Origin of the sequence: Citrobacter sp. wls714 (genome assembly GCF_005281025.1) — a bacterium.
Classification (GTDB): domain Bacteria; phylum Pseudomonadota; class Gammaproteobacteria; order Enterobacterales; family Enterobacteriaceae; genus Citrobacter; species Citrobacter werkmanii.
The window spans coordinates 172,595-189,815 of the sequence record NZ_SZWZ01000092.1; the positions used below are offsets into that span (position 1 = coordinate 172,595).

General features: G+C 53.7%; 11 protein-coding genes. 6 read left to right on the forward strand and 5 right to left on the reverse strand.

From position 1 onward, the window contains the following. Positions 1-12 precede the first annotated feature (12 nt). A complete protein-coding gene (glgP, locus tag FDX11_RS19515) occupies positions 13-2,460 on the forward strand; it encodes a glycogen phosphorylase (protein ID WP_042311879.1) in 2,448 nt (815 codons plus the stop codon). Between the two features lie 91 nt (positions 2,461-2,551). Here the strand turns inward: glgP and glpD are convergent, their stop codons facing one another. After that, positions 2,552-4,060, reverse strand: coding sequence for a glycerol-3-phosphate dehydrogenase (gene glpD, locus FDX11_RS19520; protein ID WP_038634920.1), 1,509 nt, complete (start codon positions 4,058-4,060; stop codon positions 2,552-2,554). A 202-nt stretch (positions 4,061-4,262) separates the two neighbouring features. On the opposite strand from glpD, the gene glpE reads away from it, so the two are divergent. The 3 genes from glpE to FDX11_RS19535 all read left to right on the forward strand — a co-directional run bounded on the left by glpE (position 4,263) and on the right by FDX11_RS19535 (position 6,302). Beyond that, complete coding sequence (gene glpE, locus FDX11_RS19525; protein WP_042311890.1) at positions 4,263-4,589, forward strand: thiosulfate sulfurtransferase GlpE; 327 nt, start codon at positions 4,263-4,265, stop codon at positions 4,587-4,589. A gap of 75 nt (positions 4,590-4,664) precedes the next feature. Further along, a complete protein-coding gene (glpG, locus tag FDX11_RS19530; protein WP_042311892.1) occupies positions 4,665-5,498 on the forward strand; it encodes a rhomboid family intramembrane serine protease GlpG in 834 nt (277 codons plus the stop codon). 45 nt (positions 5,499-5,543) lie between these two features. Next, entirely contained in the window at positions 5,544-6,302 is a 759-nt protein-coding gene (locus tag FDX11_RS19535; RefSeq protein WP_003023499.1) for a DeoR/GlpR family transcriptional regulator, read from the forward strand. A 37-nt stretch (positions 6,303-6,339) separates the two neighbouring features. On the opposite strand, the gene malT is transcribed toward FDX11_RS19535, so the two are convergent. Further along, entirely contained in the window at positions 6,340-9,045 is a 2,706-nt protein-coding gene (gene malT / locus FDX11_RS19540) for an HTH-type transcriptional regulator MalT (RefSeq protein ID WP_042311895.1), read from the reverse strand. A gap of 629 nt (positions 9,046-9,674) precedes the next feature. On the opposite strand from malT, the gene malP reads away from it, so the two are divergent. Both malP and malQ read left to right on the forward strand, forming a co-directional pair. Beyond that, on the forward strand, positions 9,675-12,068 hold the full coding sequence (malP, locus tag FDX11_RS19545; RefSeq protein WP_137350116.1) for a maltodextrin phosphorylase: 2,394 nt from the start codon (positions 9,675-9,677) through the stop codon (positions 12,066-12,068). Between the two features lie 9 nt (positions 12,069-12,077). Further along, on the forward strand, positions 12,078-14,165 hold the full coding sequence (gene malQ / locus FDX11_RS19550) for a 4-alpha-glucanotransferase (RefSeq protein ID WP_137365811.1): 2,088 nt from the start codon (positions 12,078-12,080) through the stop codon (positions 14,163-14,165). A gap of 46 nt (positions 14,166-14,211) precedes the next feature. On the opposite strand, the gene gntT is transcribed toward malQ, so the two are convergent. The 3 genes from gntT to gntX form a co-directional block, all read right to left on the reverse strand. Further along, positions 14,212-15,528 (reverse strand): gluconate transporter, encoded by a 1,317-nt coding sequence (gntT, locus tag FDX11_RS19555; RefSeq protein WP_042311900.1) that lies wholly within the window; start codon positions 15,526-15,528, stop codon positions 14,212-14,214. A 368-nt stretch (positions 15,529-15,896) separates the two neighbouring features. Then, on the reverse strand, positions 15,897-16,472 hold the full coding sequence (gene nfuA / locus FDX11_RS19560) for a Fe-S biogenesis protein NfuA (RefSeq protein WP_003023509.1): 576 nt from the start codon (positions 16,470-16,472) through the stop codon (positions 15,897-15,899). 58 nt (positions 16,473-16,530) lie between these two features. Beyond that, positions 16,531-17,214, reverse strand: a complete 684-nt coding sequence (gene gntX, locus FDX11_RS19565; RefSeq protein ID WP_042311904.1) for a DNA utilization protein GntX — start codon at positions 17,212-17,214, stop codon at positions 16,531-16,533. Positions 17,215-17,221: the final 7 nt, after the last annotated feature.

Below are 17,221 nucleotides of genomic sequence, written 5' to 3' on the forward strand. Positions count from 1 at the left end.
GGAATCACCTATATGAACGCTCCATTTACTTATGCATCGCCCACACTCAGCGTCGAGGCACTTAAGCATTCTATTGCCTACAAACTGATGTTCACGATTGGTAAGGACCCGGTCATTGCCAACAAACATGAGTGGCTGAACGCCACGTTATTCGCGGTGCGCGATCGTCTCGTGGAGCGCTGGCTGCGTTCTAACCGTGCGCAATTATCCCAGGAAACCCGTCAAGTTTATTATCTGTCAATGGAGTTTCTGATTGGGCGCACGCTTTCCAATGCGCTGTTATCGTTGGGGATTTACGACGATGTTAAAAGTGCGCTGGAAGGTATGGGATTAGATCTGGAAGATCTGATCGACGAAGAGAATGACCCCGGTCTCGGTAACGGTGGCCTCGGACGCCTGGCAGCCTGCTTCCTCGACTCACTGGCAACGCTGGGTCTGCCGGGACGTGGCTACGGTATCCGTTATGACTATGGCATGTTTAAACAGAACATTGTCGATGGTCGACAAAAAGAGTCCCCGGACTATTGGCTGGAATACGGTAACCCGTGGGAATTCAAACGCCACAACACGCGCTACAAAGTGCGCTTTGGCGGCCGCGTGCAGATGGAAGGCAAGAAAACGCGTTGGATTGAGACCGAAGAGATCCTCGCAGTGGCCTACGACCAGATTATCCCCGGTTATGACACTGATGCCACCAACACGCTGCGCCTGTGGAATGCCCAGGCTAGTAGCGAAATCAACCTCGGTAAATTTAACCAGGGCGACTACTTTGCGGCGGTGGAAGATAAAAACCACTCCGAGAACGTCTCCCGTGTACTGTATCCGGATGACTCTACCTATTCGGGACGCGAGCTGCGGTTGCGCCAGGAGTATTTCCTCGTCTCGTCAACGGTGCAGGACATCCTGAACCGTCATTATCAACTGCATAAAACCTACGACAACCTGGCCGATAAAATCGCCATTCACCTTAACGACACCCACCCGGTGCTGTCGATCCCAGAGCTGATGCGTCTGCTGATCGATGAACACAAATTCAGTTGGGACGATGCGTTTGAGGTGTGCTGTCAGGTCTTCTCATATACCAACCACACTTTGATGAGCGAAGCGCTGGAGACCTGGCCGGTGGATATGCTGGGCAAAATCCTGCCGCGCCATCTGCAAATCATTTTTGAGATTAACGATTACTTCCTGAAGACGCTGCAGGAGCAGTATCCGAACGATACCGGTCTGCTGGGACGGACGTCGATTATCGATGAATCTAACGGTCGTCGTGTGCGTATGGCATGGCTGGCGGTCGTGGTGAGCCATAAGGTTAATGGTGTGTCTGAACTGCACTCCAACCTGATGGTGCAGTCGCTGTTTGCTGACTTTGCGAAGATTTTCCCGACGCGTTTTTGTAACGTGACCAACGGCGTGACGCCGCGTCGCTGGCTGGCGTTGGCGAACCCATCGCTTTCTGACGTACTGGATGAGAACATTGGCCGCACCTGGCGAACCGATCTCAGCCAGCTCAGCGAGCTTGAGCAGCACTGTGATTTCCCGTTAGTGAATCAGGCTGTGCGTCGTGCGAAGCTCGAGAACAAAAAGCGACTGGCAACGCTCATTGCCCAGCAGCTGAACGTGGTAGTGAACCCGAAATCGCTGTTTGATGTGCAGATTAAGCGTATTCACGAGTACAAACGTCAGCTAATGAATGTGCTGCATGTGATCACTCGCTACAACCGTATTAAGGCCGATCCGGACGCCGAGTGGGTGCCGCGCGTAAATATATTCGCGGGGAAAGCGGCTTCAGCCTATTACATGGCGAAGCACATCATTCATTTGATCAACGATGTCGCGAAAGTGATCAACAACGATCCGCAGATTGGCGATAAATTGAAGGTGGTGTTTATCCCCAACTACAGCGTCAGTCTGGCGCAGGTGATTATTCCTGCCGCCGACCTGTCTGAGCAGATTTCGCTGGCCGGGACCGAAGCCTCCGGAACCAGTAATATGAAATTTGCGCTCAACGGCGCGCTGACCATCGGGACGCTGGATGGTGCCAACGTTGAGATGCTGGAGCATGTGGGAGCGGAGAATATCTTTATCTTTGGTAATACGGCGGAAGAGGTCGAGGCTTTACGTAGCCAGGGCTACAAGCCGCGTGAGTATTACGAGAAAGACGAAGAGCTGCATCAGGTATTGACGCAGATCGGCAGCGGCGTGTTCAGCCCTGAGGAGCCGGGACGCTACCGTGATTTGGTCGATTCATTGATCAACTTTGGCGACCACTATCAGGTGCTGGCGGATTATCGCAGCTATGTCGATTGCCAGGATAAGGTTGATGAGCTGTATCGCCATCCGGAAGAGTGGACCACGAAGTCGATGATAAACATCGCCAATATGGGGTACTTCTCATCGGACAGGACGATCAAAGAGTATGCCGAAAACATCTGGCATATTGATTCGGTGCGGTTGTAAAACACGAGGCCGGGGGCGCTGCGCTTGCCCGGCCTACGTTTATACACTTTTGAAGGCCGGATAAGGCGTTAGCCGCCATCCGGCATTTTTATCAGGAGGCCAGCGACAGCTGGTGCTTCTCGACATACTCCGTCAGCCACTGGGTCATGCGGGACTGCTGTTCAGCATTCAGCCACATACCTTCTTTCGTACGACGCCACAGCGCATCTTCCGCGCGACGCACCCACTCGTGCTCAACCAGATACTTCAGCTCGGCCTCATAGAACTCATGGCCGAAGTCTTCGCCTAACTCGGCAATTGACGTGGCGTCGCCGATAATCCATTCAGTATTGCTGCCGTAGGTACGTGAATAATGGCGCGCCAGCGATTCGGTCAGGAACGGATAGCGACGGCGCAGTTTTGCCGCGTAATCTTCGCGATCGCCGCCAATATCGCCGCCAGGCAGGATGCACTCTTTGGTCCATGCCGGACCAATGCCCTGATAGTACGACGACAGTTTTTCCATCGCGTGCTCGGCCAGCTTACGATAGGTTGTCAGCTTACCGCCAAAGACCGACAACAGCGGCGCTTTGCCGTTTTCGTCGTGGATATCCAGCGTGTAATCACGGGTGATAGCCTGCGGCGAGTCGGACTCGTCATCGCACAGCGGACGCACGCCCGAGTAGGTCCAGACGATATCGTCTCGGCCAAGCTGTTTCTTAAAGTGCGCGTTATAGACCTTCAGCAGGTAATTGATTTCGCTCTCATCAATTTTCACCGCTTTCGGGTCGCCTTTGTATTCGACGTCAGTCGTCCCGATGATCGAGAATTCGTCCATCCATGGGATAACAAACACAATACGTTTATCTTCGTTTTGCAGAATATAAGCTTGTTTCTGGGTATGTACGCGCGGCACCACGATGTGGCTACCTTTAATCAGGCGAATACCGTACGGTGACGGTAGATGCATGCCATCGTCGAAGAACTCTTTCACCCACGGTCCGGTGGCGTTGACCAGACCACGCGCCTGCCAGGTGTGCTTTTTACCGGTATCGATATCTTCGGCTTCAACAATCCACAAGCCGTTTTCACGGCGAGCGGAGGTGGCACGGGTGCGGGTTAATACTTCACCGCCTTTGCGTACGACCATTTGGGCGTTTGCCAAAACCAGACGCGCATCGTCTACCCAGCAGTCAGAATATTCGAAACCGCGCACAATCTCAGGTTTCATTACGGAATCCGCGCCAAAACGCAAACCGGTAGAACCCGGCAAACTGGTGCGTTTGCCCAGATGATCGTACATAAACAAACCAATACGAATCATCCATGCCGGACGCAGGTGCGGGCGATGGGGTAGACGGAAGCGCATCGGGAAGGCGATATGCGGTGCCATTTTCAACAGCACTTCACGTTCTGCCAGCGCCTCACTCACCAGGCGGAATTCGTAGTGTTCCAGGTAGCGCAGGCCACCGTGGATGAGTTTGGAGCTGGCGGAGGAGGTGGCGCAGGCTAAATCCTGAGCTTCCAGCATCAGCACGGATAAACCGCGTCCAGCGGCATCTGCCGCGATACCGGCACCGTTAATGCCTCCACCTATCACAATCAGATCTTTGGTTTCCATGCTGGCCTCTCGCACTTTCGTTATAGCTCATTAATGTTCGTTATCGAACATAATAGCAAAGAATCGCGCCATTGGTAACATCGGATAAACAATTTACAGTGATACATATAACATTATGGCGTTTACCTGCTCAGGCAACGTACACTGGAGGGTAATATTGGTTACCTGCCAGAATATAAGTAGAACTTAACAAGAGAACGCCATGGATCAGTTTGAGTGTATTAATGTCGAAGAAGCCCATCAGAAACTACTGCACGGAATGGCAGTGCTGGTGGACATCCGCGATCCGCAAAGCTATGCGATGGGCCACGCGCCGCAGGCCTTTCATCTGACGAACGACACGTTGGGGACGTTTATGCGTGACCATGATTTTGATACTGCCGTAATGGTGATGTGTTACCACGGCAACAGCAGTAAAGGCGCGGCGCAGTATCTCCTCCAGCAGGGCTATGACGCGGTTTACAGCGTTGACGGCGGCTTCGACGCCTGGCATCGACATTTTCCTGCAGAAGTGACATACGGTTCGTAAGCTAACAAAGATGCAGCCTGAAACGGACAGGATATATATACTGTCCTCTTTTGTGTGGAATAAGCGACAGCAATAATGTTGATGATTACCTCTTTTGCTAACCCCCGCGTGGCGCAGGCATTTGTTGATTATATGGCGACACAGGGCGTTATCCTGACGATTCAACAACATCAGCAAACGGATGTCTGGCTGGCGGATGAGTCCCAGGCTGAACGCGTGCGTGCTGAACTGGCGCGATTTCTCGATAACCCGGGCGATCCGCGTTACCTCGCGGCCAGTTGGCAGTCAGGTCATACCGACAGCGGTCTGCGCTATCAACGTTATCCGTTTCTGGCCACATTGCGCGAACGTGCCGGCCCGGTGACCTGGGCGGTAATGGCGGCGTGTGTGTTGGTGTTTATCGCGATGAATGTGCTGGGCGACCAGGCGGTAATGCTCTGGCTGGCCTGGCCGTTCGATCCTTCGCTGAAATTTGAGTTTTGGCGTTATTTCACCCACGCTTTTATGCACTTCTCGCTGATGCACATTTTGTTCAACCTGCTGTGGTGGTGGTATCTCGGCGGTGCGGTTGAAAAGCGCCTGGGCAGCGGAAAGCTGATTGTCATTACTGTGATCAGCGCCTTGCTGAGCGGTTATGTTCAGCAGAAATTTAGCGGCCCGTGGTTTGGCGGGCTGTCTGGCGTGGTATATGCGCTGATGGGCTACGTGTGGTTGCGCGGCGAGCGCGATCCGCAAAGCGGTATTTTCCTGCAGCGTGGTTTGATTATCTTTGCCTTGATCTGGATTGTTGCCGGCTGGTTTGATCTGTTCGGCATGTCGATGGCGAACGGCGCACATATCGCCGGGCTGGCCGTGGGTCTGGCAATGGCGTTTGCCGATACGATGAATGTGCGGAAACGAACTTTGTAGGCCGGATAAGCGTCAGCGCATCCGGAAAAATTCCAGGGAACAATAATGAAGCAAACACAACGACATGACGCGATCATTGAGCTGGTAAAAAAACAGGGATACGTCAGTACCGAGGAGCTGGTGGAGCATTTCTCCGTCAGTCCGCAGACGATTCGCCGGGATCTGAATGACCTGGCCGATCAAAACATGATTTTGCGTCACCACGGTGGCGCGGCGTTGCCATCCAGCTCGGTCAATACCCCATGGCATGATCGTAAAGCGACGCAGACGGCGGAAAAAGAGCGCATTGCGCGCAAAGTTGCCACGCAGATCCCTAACGGTTCAACGCTGTTTATTGATATTGGCACCACACCGGAAGCGGTGGCGCATGCGCTGCTTAATCACAGCAACTTACGCATCGTGACCAATAACCTCAATGTGGCAAACACGCTGATGGCGAAAGAGGATTTCCGCATTATTCTGGCCGGGGGCGAACTGCGTAGCCGTGACGGCGGCATTATGGGCGAAGCGACTCTCGACTTTATTTCCCAGTTCCGTCTGGACTTCGGCATCCTGGGGATCAGCGGCATCGACAGCGATGGCTCTCTGCTGGAGTTTGATTATCACGAAGTGCGCACCAAACGCGCGATCATTGAGAATTCACGTCACGTCATGCTGGTGGTGGATCACTCGAAGTTCGGACGTAACGCGATGGTGAATATGGGCAGTATCAGCATGGTGGATGCGGTGTATACCGACACGCTACCGCCAGCCGGTGTGATGCAGGTTATTGCCGACCACCATATTCAGTTAGAGCTGTGCTGAGATAATTGCCTGATAAGCGTAGCGCATCAGGCATTAACTATACCCCATAGCCCATCATCTTCAGCAGTTTCTGCGCATGTTGCACCGCATCCTGGCGGTGGGCGACGCCGAGCTTTTGGTACAAATTGCGGATGTGCGTCTTAATGGTCGTGGCTGCAACGGCCAGCTCACCGGCGATCTGCTCGTTGCTGTAACCTGAATAAATCAGTCCCAGAACCTGCCATTCGCGCTGGGTCAGCGGGCTGGTGCGGATAAGCTCCGGCACTTCCGGATGGGTAAGCAGACGCTCAACGAATCCTTCATCAAAGTGGGCGAATTTATGGCGGTGGTGCTGGTTAATCTCCCGCAAAACGCGCTGGGCGCGGTGCTGGTCGAGTTCTGGCAGCGTATTGAGCTGAATCAGTTGGCGCAACTGCTGCGCCATCGCCTCACCTTCGATAACAAAGTGGCTGATAAATCCGGTACGGTTCGCCAGTTGCAGTGCTTCCAGTAAGACGCGCTGCGCGTCATTTTTGCGTCCGGCCTGCCAGTACAGCTGATTAAGCAGCAACAGGTTACGGTTCAGATCGCTCATCAGGCGCAGGTTACGCGCATTTTCATTTAACTCTTCCAGCACGATTTCCGCCGGTTCAAACTCACCCAGCAGGATCTGCGCGCGGGCGATGTTGCGCCACTGACTTTGCAGGAAGTGGTTATTAGCGAACTCAGGCTTTGGCGTGTGGCGCAGCCAGTTGGCGGCTGATTTTTTATCGCCTACCATTTGCCAGTAAATCACCCGTACCTTATCGGCGTTCGAGATCCAGTCGCTATGATAGCGACCATTGCCCAATAAGTTTTCCAAACGGTTGAGCAGGCTACGCGCGTTGTCTAAATCGCCCCGGGCCAGCGAACACTGAATCAGCAGCGCCAGGCACTGTAGCTGTTGCTGTGGCTGGAATGTGGAAAGTAACTCAATGCCCGCGCGGGCAGACGCTTCGGCTTCGTCCAGACGTGCCCATGCCCACAGGAGTTGAGCGCGAATGCGCACCAGGAACTCGTGCATCGGCAACTGTTCCAGGTGCTGCTCTTTGATCAGCTGGAACGCCTTTTCCTGCGTCTCCCAGGCCGCCTGTAAAAAGCCCTGGGCAAATAAAATTTCGCTTTGCTGGATCAGACTCCACAGCGCGTAATGCCAGACATCATGATGGCGCGCCATTTGCTCGGTTTGCTGCATCAACGCCAGTGAACGTGTGAGATCGCCCTTACAATGCAGGACTTCACCATGCACCGAGGTGGCAACGATACGGCTATAGAACCAGGCGATGGGTAATTCATCCAGCGCCAGTTTTGCCAGACGTTCTGCTTCGTCAGGGTTTCCGTCGTTAATCGCTACCTGTGCCCGCAGCGCGTTAAATTCAGCGTACAGCGTCGGCTCCATGTCGCCTTTCATCTCTTGTTCTGCACGGGCCAGCAGGGTATTAACCTCGCTGTAGCGGTGCTGGCTTTGCATCAGCCAGGCTTGCAGCAGAACCAGACGCGGATTTTCCAGTAGGCTTTCCCACGGCAGGGCTTTCAGCGACTCTTCCAATAGCGCCAGTTCGCTGTGGTTAAACAGGCCCCACGCATGGTTAAGCAGGATATCGCGTAGCATGTGGGCATCGCCTGCCGCCAACGCGTGGTGGATAGCTTCGCTAGGGAAACCCTGCGCCATCCAGCTCTCTGCGGCGGCGCGGTGTATTTCAGGCAGCTCGCTCGCCAGTTCCCACTGGCAACGCTGGCGTAAAAAGCTGCCAAACAGTGGGTGATAACTGAACCACTCGCCGACGTCATCCATCCGCTGCAGAAATAACCCCTGACGCTCAATTTCCTCAAGTCGCATTTGCCCGTTTTCTTCGCCGGTGACCCGAACGATCAGCGCATCGTTCATCGAACGCAGGATGGCGCTTTTTAGCAGAAAGTGACGGGTGCCGAGGTCAACGCTGTCCAGCACTTCATCCACCAGGTAGTCGGATAAATGGCTGGCGTTGATTCCGGCGAGGCGTCGTGCCGACTGGTGCGCAGAGTTATTGTTCTGGCGAGCGGAAAGAGCAATCAGTTGTAACGCAGTAGCCCAGCCAGCAACGTCATCGCACATCCGGCTGCTTTCAGCTGCTTCAATAGGGGAGGATAAACGACGATCGAAAAATTGTTTCGCTTCCTGATGGTTAAAGGCCAGCTGTTGGCTGCCTATTTCCAGCAACTGATCGCGCACCCGCAGGTTGGCAATGCCCAACTGCGGCAGATTACGCGACAGAACGACCAGTGTGAGATTTTCAGGCTGGTGACGCAGGAAAAAGCGCATTGCCTCGTGAATGGCCGGATTGGAGATCAGGTGATAATCATCCACCACCAGATAAAGTGGACGATGCCACTCGGCCAGTTCAATAAATAGCTGCGCAAACAGTGACGTCAGGCTGGCATACTGGCGTTTTTGCACCATCGCTTCGCTGGTGGTGCAATGTCCACCGGTCGCCTGCTGGATCGCGGCAATCAGATAGCTGGCAAAGCGCTCCTGCTGGTTATCGCCTTCATCCAGAGAGTACCAACCTAACTCGGTCTTCCCCGCCGCCCATTGTGAAACAAGCGTTGTTTTTCCATAACCAGCAGGACTTGTGATCAGGGCGAGCCTGAAATTGTTCGCGCCGGAAAGTTTAGCCAACAGGCGCTCACGAACCACCGTATGGTCGAGACGAACCGGACGACTTAATTTAGACGGAATCAACATAAGTTAGTCACTTCACTGTGTGAAAATGGGGAAGAATGATTTTTTTGCGCTTCGTAATTAATAGATATAAGGTCGGCCAGATTGGTATTTTATGCAAGCTAAGCGGGCTTTTTGTGTGTCTGATTTTGCACTATGTCACAAATCTATACATCTATTGCAATAATTTCTTTAAAGAGTCGCAACAGGCGTGGTGACTGGATCCAGCGTGACTTTCACCCAGCGGAAAGATTCCACTTTTTTATGTTGTTACTGTATCGTTTAATAAAAAGACGATGAATTTTGTGCTCGACTTAAAACTTTCATGTGAAATAACTCAAGCAGAATGCGTATTTCAGGTGAGAAACTATTTCTCTGTTTACATATTTTTTCTAAATATCATCTTACTGTTTGATATTGTCTGGCTAATCTCTTTAGGTTAATGCGAAAACCGTGATGCATTTCAGGGGGATGCGGGGGAAACCTACGTATTGACCGGCAATGCCTCTCTTCTTTAAGTGGCGGCGATCACACTTTTATGCTCATCCCCGCCCCTCCTCCCTCCCTAATCCGTGCCAGGATGAGGAAGGTCAACAACGAGCCTGGCAAACTAGCGATAACGTTGTTTTATTACCTAAGGACCTGGAATCCCTATGTCACAGCCAACCTTCAACAAAGATCAATTTCAGGCAGCCCTGACGCGTCAGTGGCAGCATTTCGGTTTACTGTCGGCTCACGAAATGACGTCGCGCCAGTGGTGGCAGGCAGTGAGTGGGGCGTTGGCTGAGTTACTCAGCGCCCAGACAGCGGTGAAACCGGCAAAAAATCAGCGCCATGTTAACTACATCTCGATGGAGTTTTTGATTGGTCGTCTGACCGGCAACAACTTACTCAATCTGGGCTGGTATCAGGGGGTGAGCGATGAGCTGAAAGCGCACGACATCAACCTGACCGATCTGCTGGAAGAAGAGATCGATCCGGCGTTAGGTAACGGTGGGTTGGGGCGCCTGGCGGCCTGCTTCCTTGATTCGATGGCGACGGTCGGCCAGTCGGCGACGGGCTATGGTCTCAACTACCAGTACGGCCTGTTCCGCCAGTCTTTTGCCGACGGTCAGCAGATGGAAGCCCCGGATGACTGGCATCGCGGTAGCTACCCGTGGTTCCGTCACAACGAGGCGTTGGACGTGCAGGTCGGCATTGGCGGTAAAGTCACCAAAGAGGGACGTTGGGAGCCTGGGTTTACCATCACCGGCCAGGCCTGGGATCTGCCGGTTCTCGGCTACCGTAACGGCGTGGCGCAACCGCTGCGTCTGTGGCAGGCCAGCCACGCGCATCCGTTTAACCTGACCAAATTTAATGACGGCGATTTCCTGCGTGCTGAGCAGCAGGGCATCGACGCCGAAAAACTGACCAAAGTGCTGTACCCGAACGATAACCACACCGCGGGTAAAAAGCTGCGCCTGATGCAGCAGTACTTCCAGTGCGCCTGCTCCGTAGCCGACATTTTGCGTCGTCATCATCTGGCCGGGCGTAAGCTGCACGAACTGGCTGATTACGAAGTGATTCAGCTTAATGATACTCACCCGACTATCGCGATCCCTGAGCTGTTGCGTGTGCTGATTGATGAGCACCAGATGAGCTGGGACGATGCGTGGGCCATTACCAGCAAAACCTTCGCTTACACTAACCATACCCTGATGCCGGAAGCGTTAGAGTGCTGGGATGAGAAGTTGGTGAAAGCGCTACTGCCGCGCCACATGCAAATCATCAAAGAGATTAATGACCGCTTTAAGAAACTGGTCGATAAAACCTGGCCGGGTAATGCTGAAGTGTGGGCGAAACTGGCGGTGGTGCATAATAAACAGGTACGTATGGCCAATATGTGTGTGGTCAGCGGTTTTGCGGTTAACGGCGTGGCGGCGCTGCACTCTGATCTGGTGGTGAAAGATCTATTCCCGGAATATCACCAGCTCTGGCCGAACAAATTTCATAACGTCACCAACGGGATTACTCCGCGTCGCTGGATTAAGCAGTGCAACCCGGCGCTTGCCGCACTGCTGGATAAATCGCTGAAAAAAGAGTGGGCCAACGATCTCGACCAGTTGATTAACCTGGAAAAATACGCCGACGACGCGAAGTTCCGTCAGACTTATCGTGACATTAAGCTGGCGAATAAAAAGCGCCTGGCAGAGTTTGTGAAGGTACGGACTGGTATCGAAATCAATCCGCAGGCAATCTTTGATATTCAGATCAAACGCCTGCATGAGTACAAGCGTCAGCATCTGAACTTGCTGCATATTCTGGCGCTGTATAAAGAAATTCGTGAAAACCCGCAGGCGGAACGCGTGCCGCGCGTATTCCTGTTTGGCGCAAAAGCCGCTCCGGGTTACTACCTGGCGAAAAATATTATCTTCGCTATCAACAAGGTGGCGGAAACCATCAATAACGACCCGAAAGTTGGCGACAAGCTGAAAGTTGTCTTCCTGCCGGATTATTGTGTCTCGGCGGCGGAAATGCTGATTCCGGCGGCGGATATCTCTGAGCAGATCTCAACCGCCGGGAAAGAAGCTTCCGGCACCGGTAATATGAAACTGGCGCTGAACGGCGCGTTAACTGTTGGTACGCTGGATGGTGCCAACGTCGAAATCGCCGAGAAGGTGGGTGACGAGAATATCTTTATCTTTGGTCATACCGTGGAAGAGGTGAAAGCGCTGAAAGCGAAAGGCTATGACCCGGTGAAATGGCGTAAGAAAGATAAGGTGCTGGATGCTGTTCTGAAAGAGTTGGAAAGCGGGAAATACAGCGACGGCGATAAACATGCCTTTGACCAGATGCTGCACAGTATTGGCAAGCAAGGCGGTGATCCGTATCTGGTCATGGCGGACTTCGCGGCCTACGTTGAAGCCCAGAAGCAGGTTGACGTGTTGTACCGTGACCAGGAAGCCTGGACCCGTGCGGCGATTCTGAATACCGCGCGTTGCGGCATGTTCAGTTCAGATCGCTCTATTCGCGATTATCAGGCTCGTATCTGGCAGGCGAAACGTTAAGGAATCGCGATGGAAAGCAAACGTCTGGATAATGCCGCGCTGGCGGCGGGGATCAGCCCTAATTACATTAATGCCCACGGTAAACCGCAGTCTATTGGCGCCGAAACCAAGCGGCGTTTGCTTGACGCCATGCATCGCACCACCGCCGCCACGAAGGTGGCGGTGACCCCGGTGCCGAACGTCATGGTTTATACCGCGGGTAAAAAAATGCCGTTGGCGGTTGAGGGAAGTGGAGAGTTTAACTGGCTGCTAACTACCGAAGAGGGTGTGCAGCACAAAGGGCATGCCGTCGGCGGTAAATCTTTCAACCTTCCGGCGAAGCTGCCGGAGGGGTATCACACGTTTACCCTGACTCAGGGGGAGTTGCGTGCCCATTGCCGCATCATCGTGGCGCCGAAACGCTGTTATGAACCGCAGGCGTTGTTGGCCGGGCAGAAGCTGTGGGGGGCATGCGTTCAGCTTTACACCCTACGTTCAGAAAAAAACTGGGGGATTGGCGACTTTGGCGATCTCCGTGCCATGTTGGTGGATGTGGCAAAGCGTGGCGGCGCGTTTATTGGTTTGAATCCGATTCATGCGCTGTATCCGGCGAACCCGGAAAGCGCCAGCCCGTACAGTCCGTCCTCACGTCGCTGGCTGAATATAATTTATATTGATGTCAACGCAGTAGACGATTTCCACCACAGTAAAGAGGCGCAGGCCTGGTGGCAGAAGCCAGCGACTCAGCAAGCTCTGCAACGCGCGCGTGACGCCGTATGGGTTGATTACTCCACCGTTACCGCACTAAAGATGACCGCGCTACGTATGGCGTGGAAAAGCTTCTCTGCGCGCGATGATGAGCAGATGGCGGCATTTCGCCAGTTTGTGGCTCAGGAAGGCGATAGCCTGTACTGGCAGGCGGCCTTTGACGCCCTGCATGCGCATCAGGTGAAAGAAGACGCCTTGCGCTGGGGCTGGCCGGTGTGGCCAGAGGCTTTCCAGTCGGTGGACTCGCCAGAGGTCAAACAGTTCTGCGAAGCGCATCGTGATGACGTGGACTTCTACCTGTGGCTTCAGTGGCTGGCGTATACCCAGTTCGCTGACTGCTGGAAAACCAGCCAGGGCTTTGCGATGCCTGTCGGGCTGTATCGCGACCTGGCGGTTGGTGTGGCTGAAGGCGGGGCGGAAACCTGGTGCGACCGCGAGCTGTACTGCCTGAATGCCTCGGTTGGCGCGCCGCCGGATATTCTCGGTCCGCTGGGGCAAAACTGGGGGCTGCCGCCGATGGATCCGCACATCATCACGGCACGTGCTTACGAACCGTTTATCGAACTGCTGCGCGCTAACATGCAGAACTGCGGTGCGCTGCGTATCGACCATGTTATGTCGATGCTGCGTCTGTGGTGGATCCCTTACGGTGAAACGGCCGATCACGGTGCCTACGTGCATTATCCGGTCGACGACCTGCTTTCAATTCTGGCGCTGGAAAGTAAACGTCATCACTGCATGGTGATTGGTGAAGATTTGGGTACGGTGCCGGTAGAGATCGTCAGCAAGCTGCGCGATAGCGGCGTGTACTCCTACAAAGTGCTTTATTTTGAGAATGACCATGAGAAAAACTTCCGTGCGCCGAAAGCGTACCCGGAACAATCAATGGCAGTCGCGGCGACGCATGACCTTCCTACGCTTAAAGGTTATTGGGATAGCGGCGATCTGACGCTGGGTAAAGCGTTGGGGCTCTATCCGGACGAAGTCGTACTGCGTGGCTTGTATCAGGACAGAGAACTGGCCAAACAGGGGCTGCTGGACGCGCTGCACAAATATGGTTGTCTGCCAAAACGTGCGGGCCACAAGGCCTCATTGATGTCGATGACGCCGATTCTTAATCGTGGCATGCAACGCTACATCGCTGACAGCAATAGTGCGCTGCTGGGCCTGCAACCGGAGGACTGGTTAGGAATGGCGGATCCGGTCAACATCCCGGGGACCAGCGACCAGTACAAAAACTGGCGGCGTAAGCTCACCGTCACGTTGGAGCAGATGTTTGCCGATGACGGGGTGAACAAGCTGATTAAGGATTTGGATAAGCGCCGCAAAGCCGCTGCGAAGAAGAAGTAAAAAAGCCGGGGATTTCCCCGGCTTTTTTGTCTGGGATATGTAGGGGTTAAACCACCATACCCAATAGCAGACAACCCACCAGACCGCAGACTGAGATAATGGTTTCCAGCATTGACCATGACTTGATGGTCTCACCGATGGTCAGGTTGAAATACTCCTTGAACAGCCAGAAGCCTGGATCGTTCACGTGGGAGAAAATGACGGAACCGGAACCGACTGCAATAACCATCAGCTCAGGGCTTACGCCAGTCGTCGCAATCAGCGGCGCCACGATCCCACCTGCAGTAATCGCAGCAACGGTCGCGGAACCCAGCGCGATACGCAGTACCGCAGCGATAGACCATGCCATCAGCAGCGGGGAAACACTTGAACCGTGCATCATTGAAGCGATGTATTTGTCCACGCCGCTATCAACCAGAACCTGTTTGAAGGCACCGCCACCACCGATGATCAACAGCATCATCGCGATGATTTTGATTGAGGACACCAGCGTGTCGTTAATCTGATCCATCGAACGTCCACGGTTCAGACCAAAAGTGAACATCGCAATCAGCACCGCGATAAGCGTAGCCATGACCGGGTCGCCAAGGAATTCTGCAACAGTCAGGAAAGCATGACCTTTTGGCAGAATCATCTCCGCGACGGCGCGCATCGCCATCAGGATAACCGGAACCAGAGAGGTCCAGACGCTGACGCCAAAGCCAGGCATCTCTTCTTCAGTAAAGGTTTTCGCGCTGTACAGACCTTCCGGGATTGGCTTATCGATGCCTTTCAGGAAACGTGCGTACACCGGACCGGCGAGAATCACGGTCGGGATGGCCAGAATCGTACCAAACAGCAGGGTTTTACCCATATCTGCGTGGAAAATGGTGGCAATAGCGGTTGGACCCGGGTGCGGCGGCAGGAATCCGTGTGTGACGGACAGCGCAGCAGCCATTGGTACACCAACGTACAGCAGAGGGATATTTGCCGCCGCGGCAATTGTGAACACCAGCGGCAGCATCAGAACGAAGCCGACTTCATAGAACAGGGCGAAACCGACGGTGAAACCGGTTAATACCACCGCCCACTGAATGTGTTTTTTACCGAATTTAGCAATCAGCGTGGTGGCAATGCGCTGTGCGCCGCCACAGTCCGCCAACATTTTGCCCAGCATGGCGCCAAAACCCATAATCAGGGCGAGGCTGCCAAGAGTTCCGCCGACGCCGGCTTTAATAGAACCGATGACTTTATCCAGTGGCATCCCTTGCATCAATCCGACAGCAAGCGCCACCAGGACGAGAGCGATGAAGCCGTTCATTTTGAAACGGATCATCAGGAGGAGTAACAAGATTACACCGATAGCAACGATGACTAATGGCATGATTTACCTGGCCTTTACTTTGTTATGGGTAACGTCAGTGTTTAGATGACAAATTCCGATTGTCCCGACCGGGAACAGAGTATTTACAGCACCAATGCTGATTACCTTCAAAACTAATCAGTTTAGCTGGCTATTATGTGTGTGTTAGGTGCTGATACGAATGATACGGGTAACATGCAGCGCTTGAAAATCACCTGGGCAGGCAAAATTTAAATTATGAGAGGCTGGTCAAATTATGCAGGGGATTGTTGCAGGGCACAGGCAGAGAAATGCAGGGTTGTAGGCCGTTACGCTGCCATTCGGCAGCAATGCCCGATAGCGACGCGGATGCGTCTTATCGGGCCTACGGCAACTCTACAGCTTAGGACTTAGTAGTAAGAGTGCTCACCGCGCTGGTGTTCGGTTAAATCGCGAACGCCTTTCAGTTCAGGGAATTCAGCCAGCAGCTGTTTCTCGATACCTTCTTTCAGCGTTACATCTACCATTGAACAGCCGTTACAGCCGCCGCCAAATTGCAGAATGGCGTAGCCTTCATCGGTGATCTCCATCAGAGAGACGCGGCCGCCATGGCCTGCCAGCTGTGGGTTGATCTGCGATTGCAGCATGTACTCTACGCGTTCCATCAGCGGCGCATCATCGGCAACTTTACGCATTTTGGCGTTTGGCGCTTTCAGCGTCAGCTGGGAGCCTAACTGGTCGGTAACGAAATCGATTTCTGCATCTTCCAGATACGGTGCGCTCAGTTCATCAACATATGCGGTCAGCAGGTCAAATTTAATGGCGGTGTCGGTTGCTTCCACGGCGTCTGGCGGACAATAAGAAACGCCGCATTCAGCGTTAGGCGTGCCGGGATTAATCACAAATACGCGAATTTGTGTCCCTTCTTCCTGATTTGCCAGCAGTTTGGCAAAGTGCGCTTGTGCAGCATCGGAAATATGGATCATAGTAATGGCCTAATAGTTGACTATTTTACTTGGTTATAATACGCCCATCATCGAGGCTCTACAAGGTTCGACACAGGCACCATACCTGGACAGTCGCCGCGCCGTTGCGCAAAAGCAGCTGCGCGATTTCCGCGACGGTACTTCCGGTAGTGACGACATCATCCACAATAACCATATGGAGTCCCTGCACTGGCAATTCAAGGCGAAAGGCATTTTTCAGGTTACGTTTGCGTAATCTGGCGCTGAGATGGTGTTGTGTAGCGGTGGCCCGAACCCGTGTGATGGCCTGCCTGTCCCAGTCGCAGCCAAGCCAGTGCGCCAAAGGGCGACATAGTAAGTCGCTCTGATTAAATCCTCTGCGCCAGTGTCGGCGTTGCCAGAGTGGGACGCTAACGATCCTGTCCGGCAGAGGAAGACCGCTGACGCGCCGGGCCTGTAATACCTCCAGCAACAGTAAACGTGAAAGGGCAATGGCCATTTCGCTGCGGCGTGAAAACTTAAACTGGTGGATAAGTCCGCTCAGCGGAGGAATATAGTCGCTGACGGCGATCAGACGCTGCCACGGCGGGGATTTTTGCAGGCAACGGCCGCAGGGAAGCGAAGGATGTGCGGCAGGTAGTCCGCATTGAGGACATCGGCTGAGAGGTTGACGCGTTGCCCGCGAGCAAACCGAACAGATCCCCCAGTGCCCCAACGTCAACGGCATTCGGCATAGCCAGCACAATCCTGGTACTGTTAGCATAGATGCA

Excerpts from the sequence above, each read along its gene's own strand:
- glgP (WP_042311879.1), top strand. The coding sequence starts at position 13 with ATGAACGCTCCATTTACTTATGCATCGCCCACACTCAGCGTCGAGGCA.
- glpD (WP_038634920.1), bottom strand. The coding sequence starts at position 4,060 with ATGGAAACCAAAGATCTGATTGTGATAGGTGGAGGCATTAACGGTGCC.
- glpE (WP_042311890.1), top strand. The coding sequence starts at position 4,263 with ATGGATCAGTTTGAGTGTATTAATGTCGAAGAAGCCCATCAGAAACTA.
- glpG (WP_042311892.1), top strand. The coding sequence starts at position 4,665 with ATGTTGATGATTACCTCTTTTGCTAACCCCCGCGTGGCGCAGGCATTT.
- FDX11_RS19535 (WP_003023499.1), top strand. The coding sequence starts at position 5,544 with ATGAAGCAAACACAACGACATGACGCGATCATTGAGCTGGTAAAAAAA.
- malT (WP_042311895.1), bottom strand. The coding sequence starts at position 9,045 with ATGTTGATTCCGTCTAAATTAAGTCGTCCGGTTCGTCTCGACCATACG.
- malP (WP_137350116.1), top strand. The coding sequence starts at position 9,675 with ATGTCACAGCCAACCTTCAACAAAGATCAATTTCAGGCAGCCCTGACG.
- malQ (WP_137365811.1), top strand. The coding sequence starts at position 12,078 with ATGGAAAGCAAACGTCTGGATAATGCCGCGCTGGCGGCGGGGATCAGC.
- gntT (WP_042311900.1), bottom strand. The coding sequence starts at position 15,528 with ATGCCATTAGTCATCGTTGCTATCGGTGTAATCTTGTTACTCCTCCTG.
- nfuA (WP_003023509.1), bottom strand. The coding sequence starts at position 16,472 with ATGATCCATATTTCCGATGCTGCACAAGCGCACTTTGCCAAACTGCTG.
- gntX (WP_042311904.1), bottom strand. The coding sequence starts at position 17,214 with ATGCTAACAGTACCAGGATTGTGCTGGCTATGCCGAATGCCGTTGACG.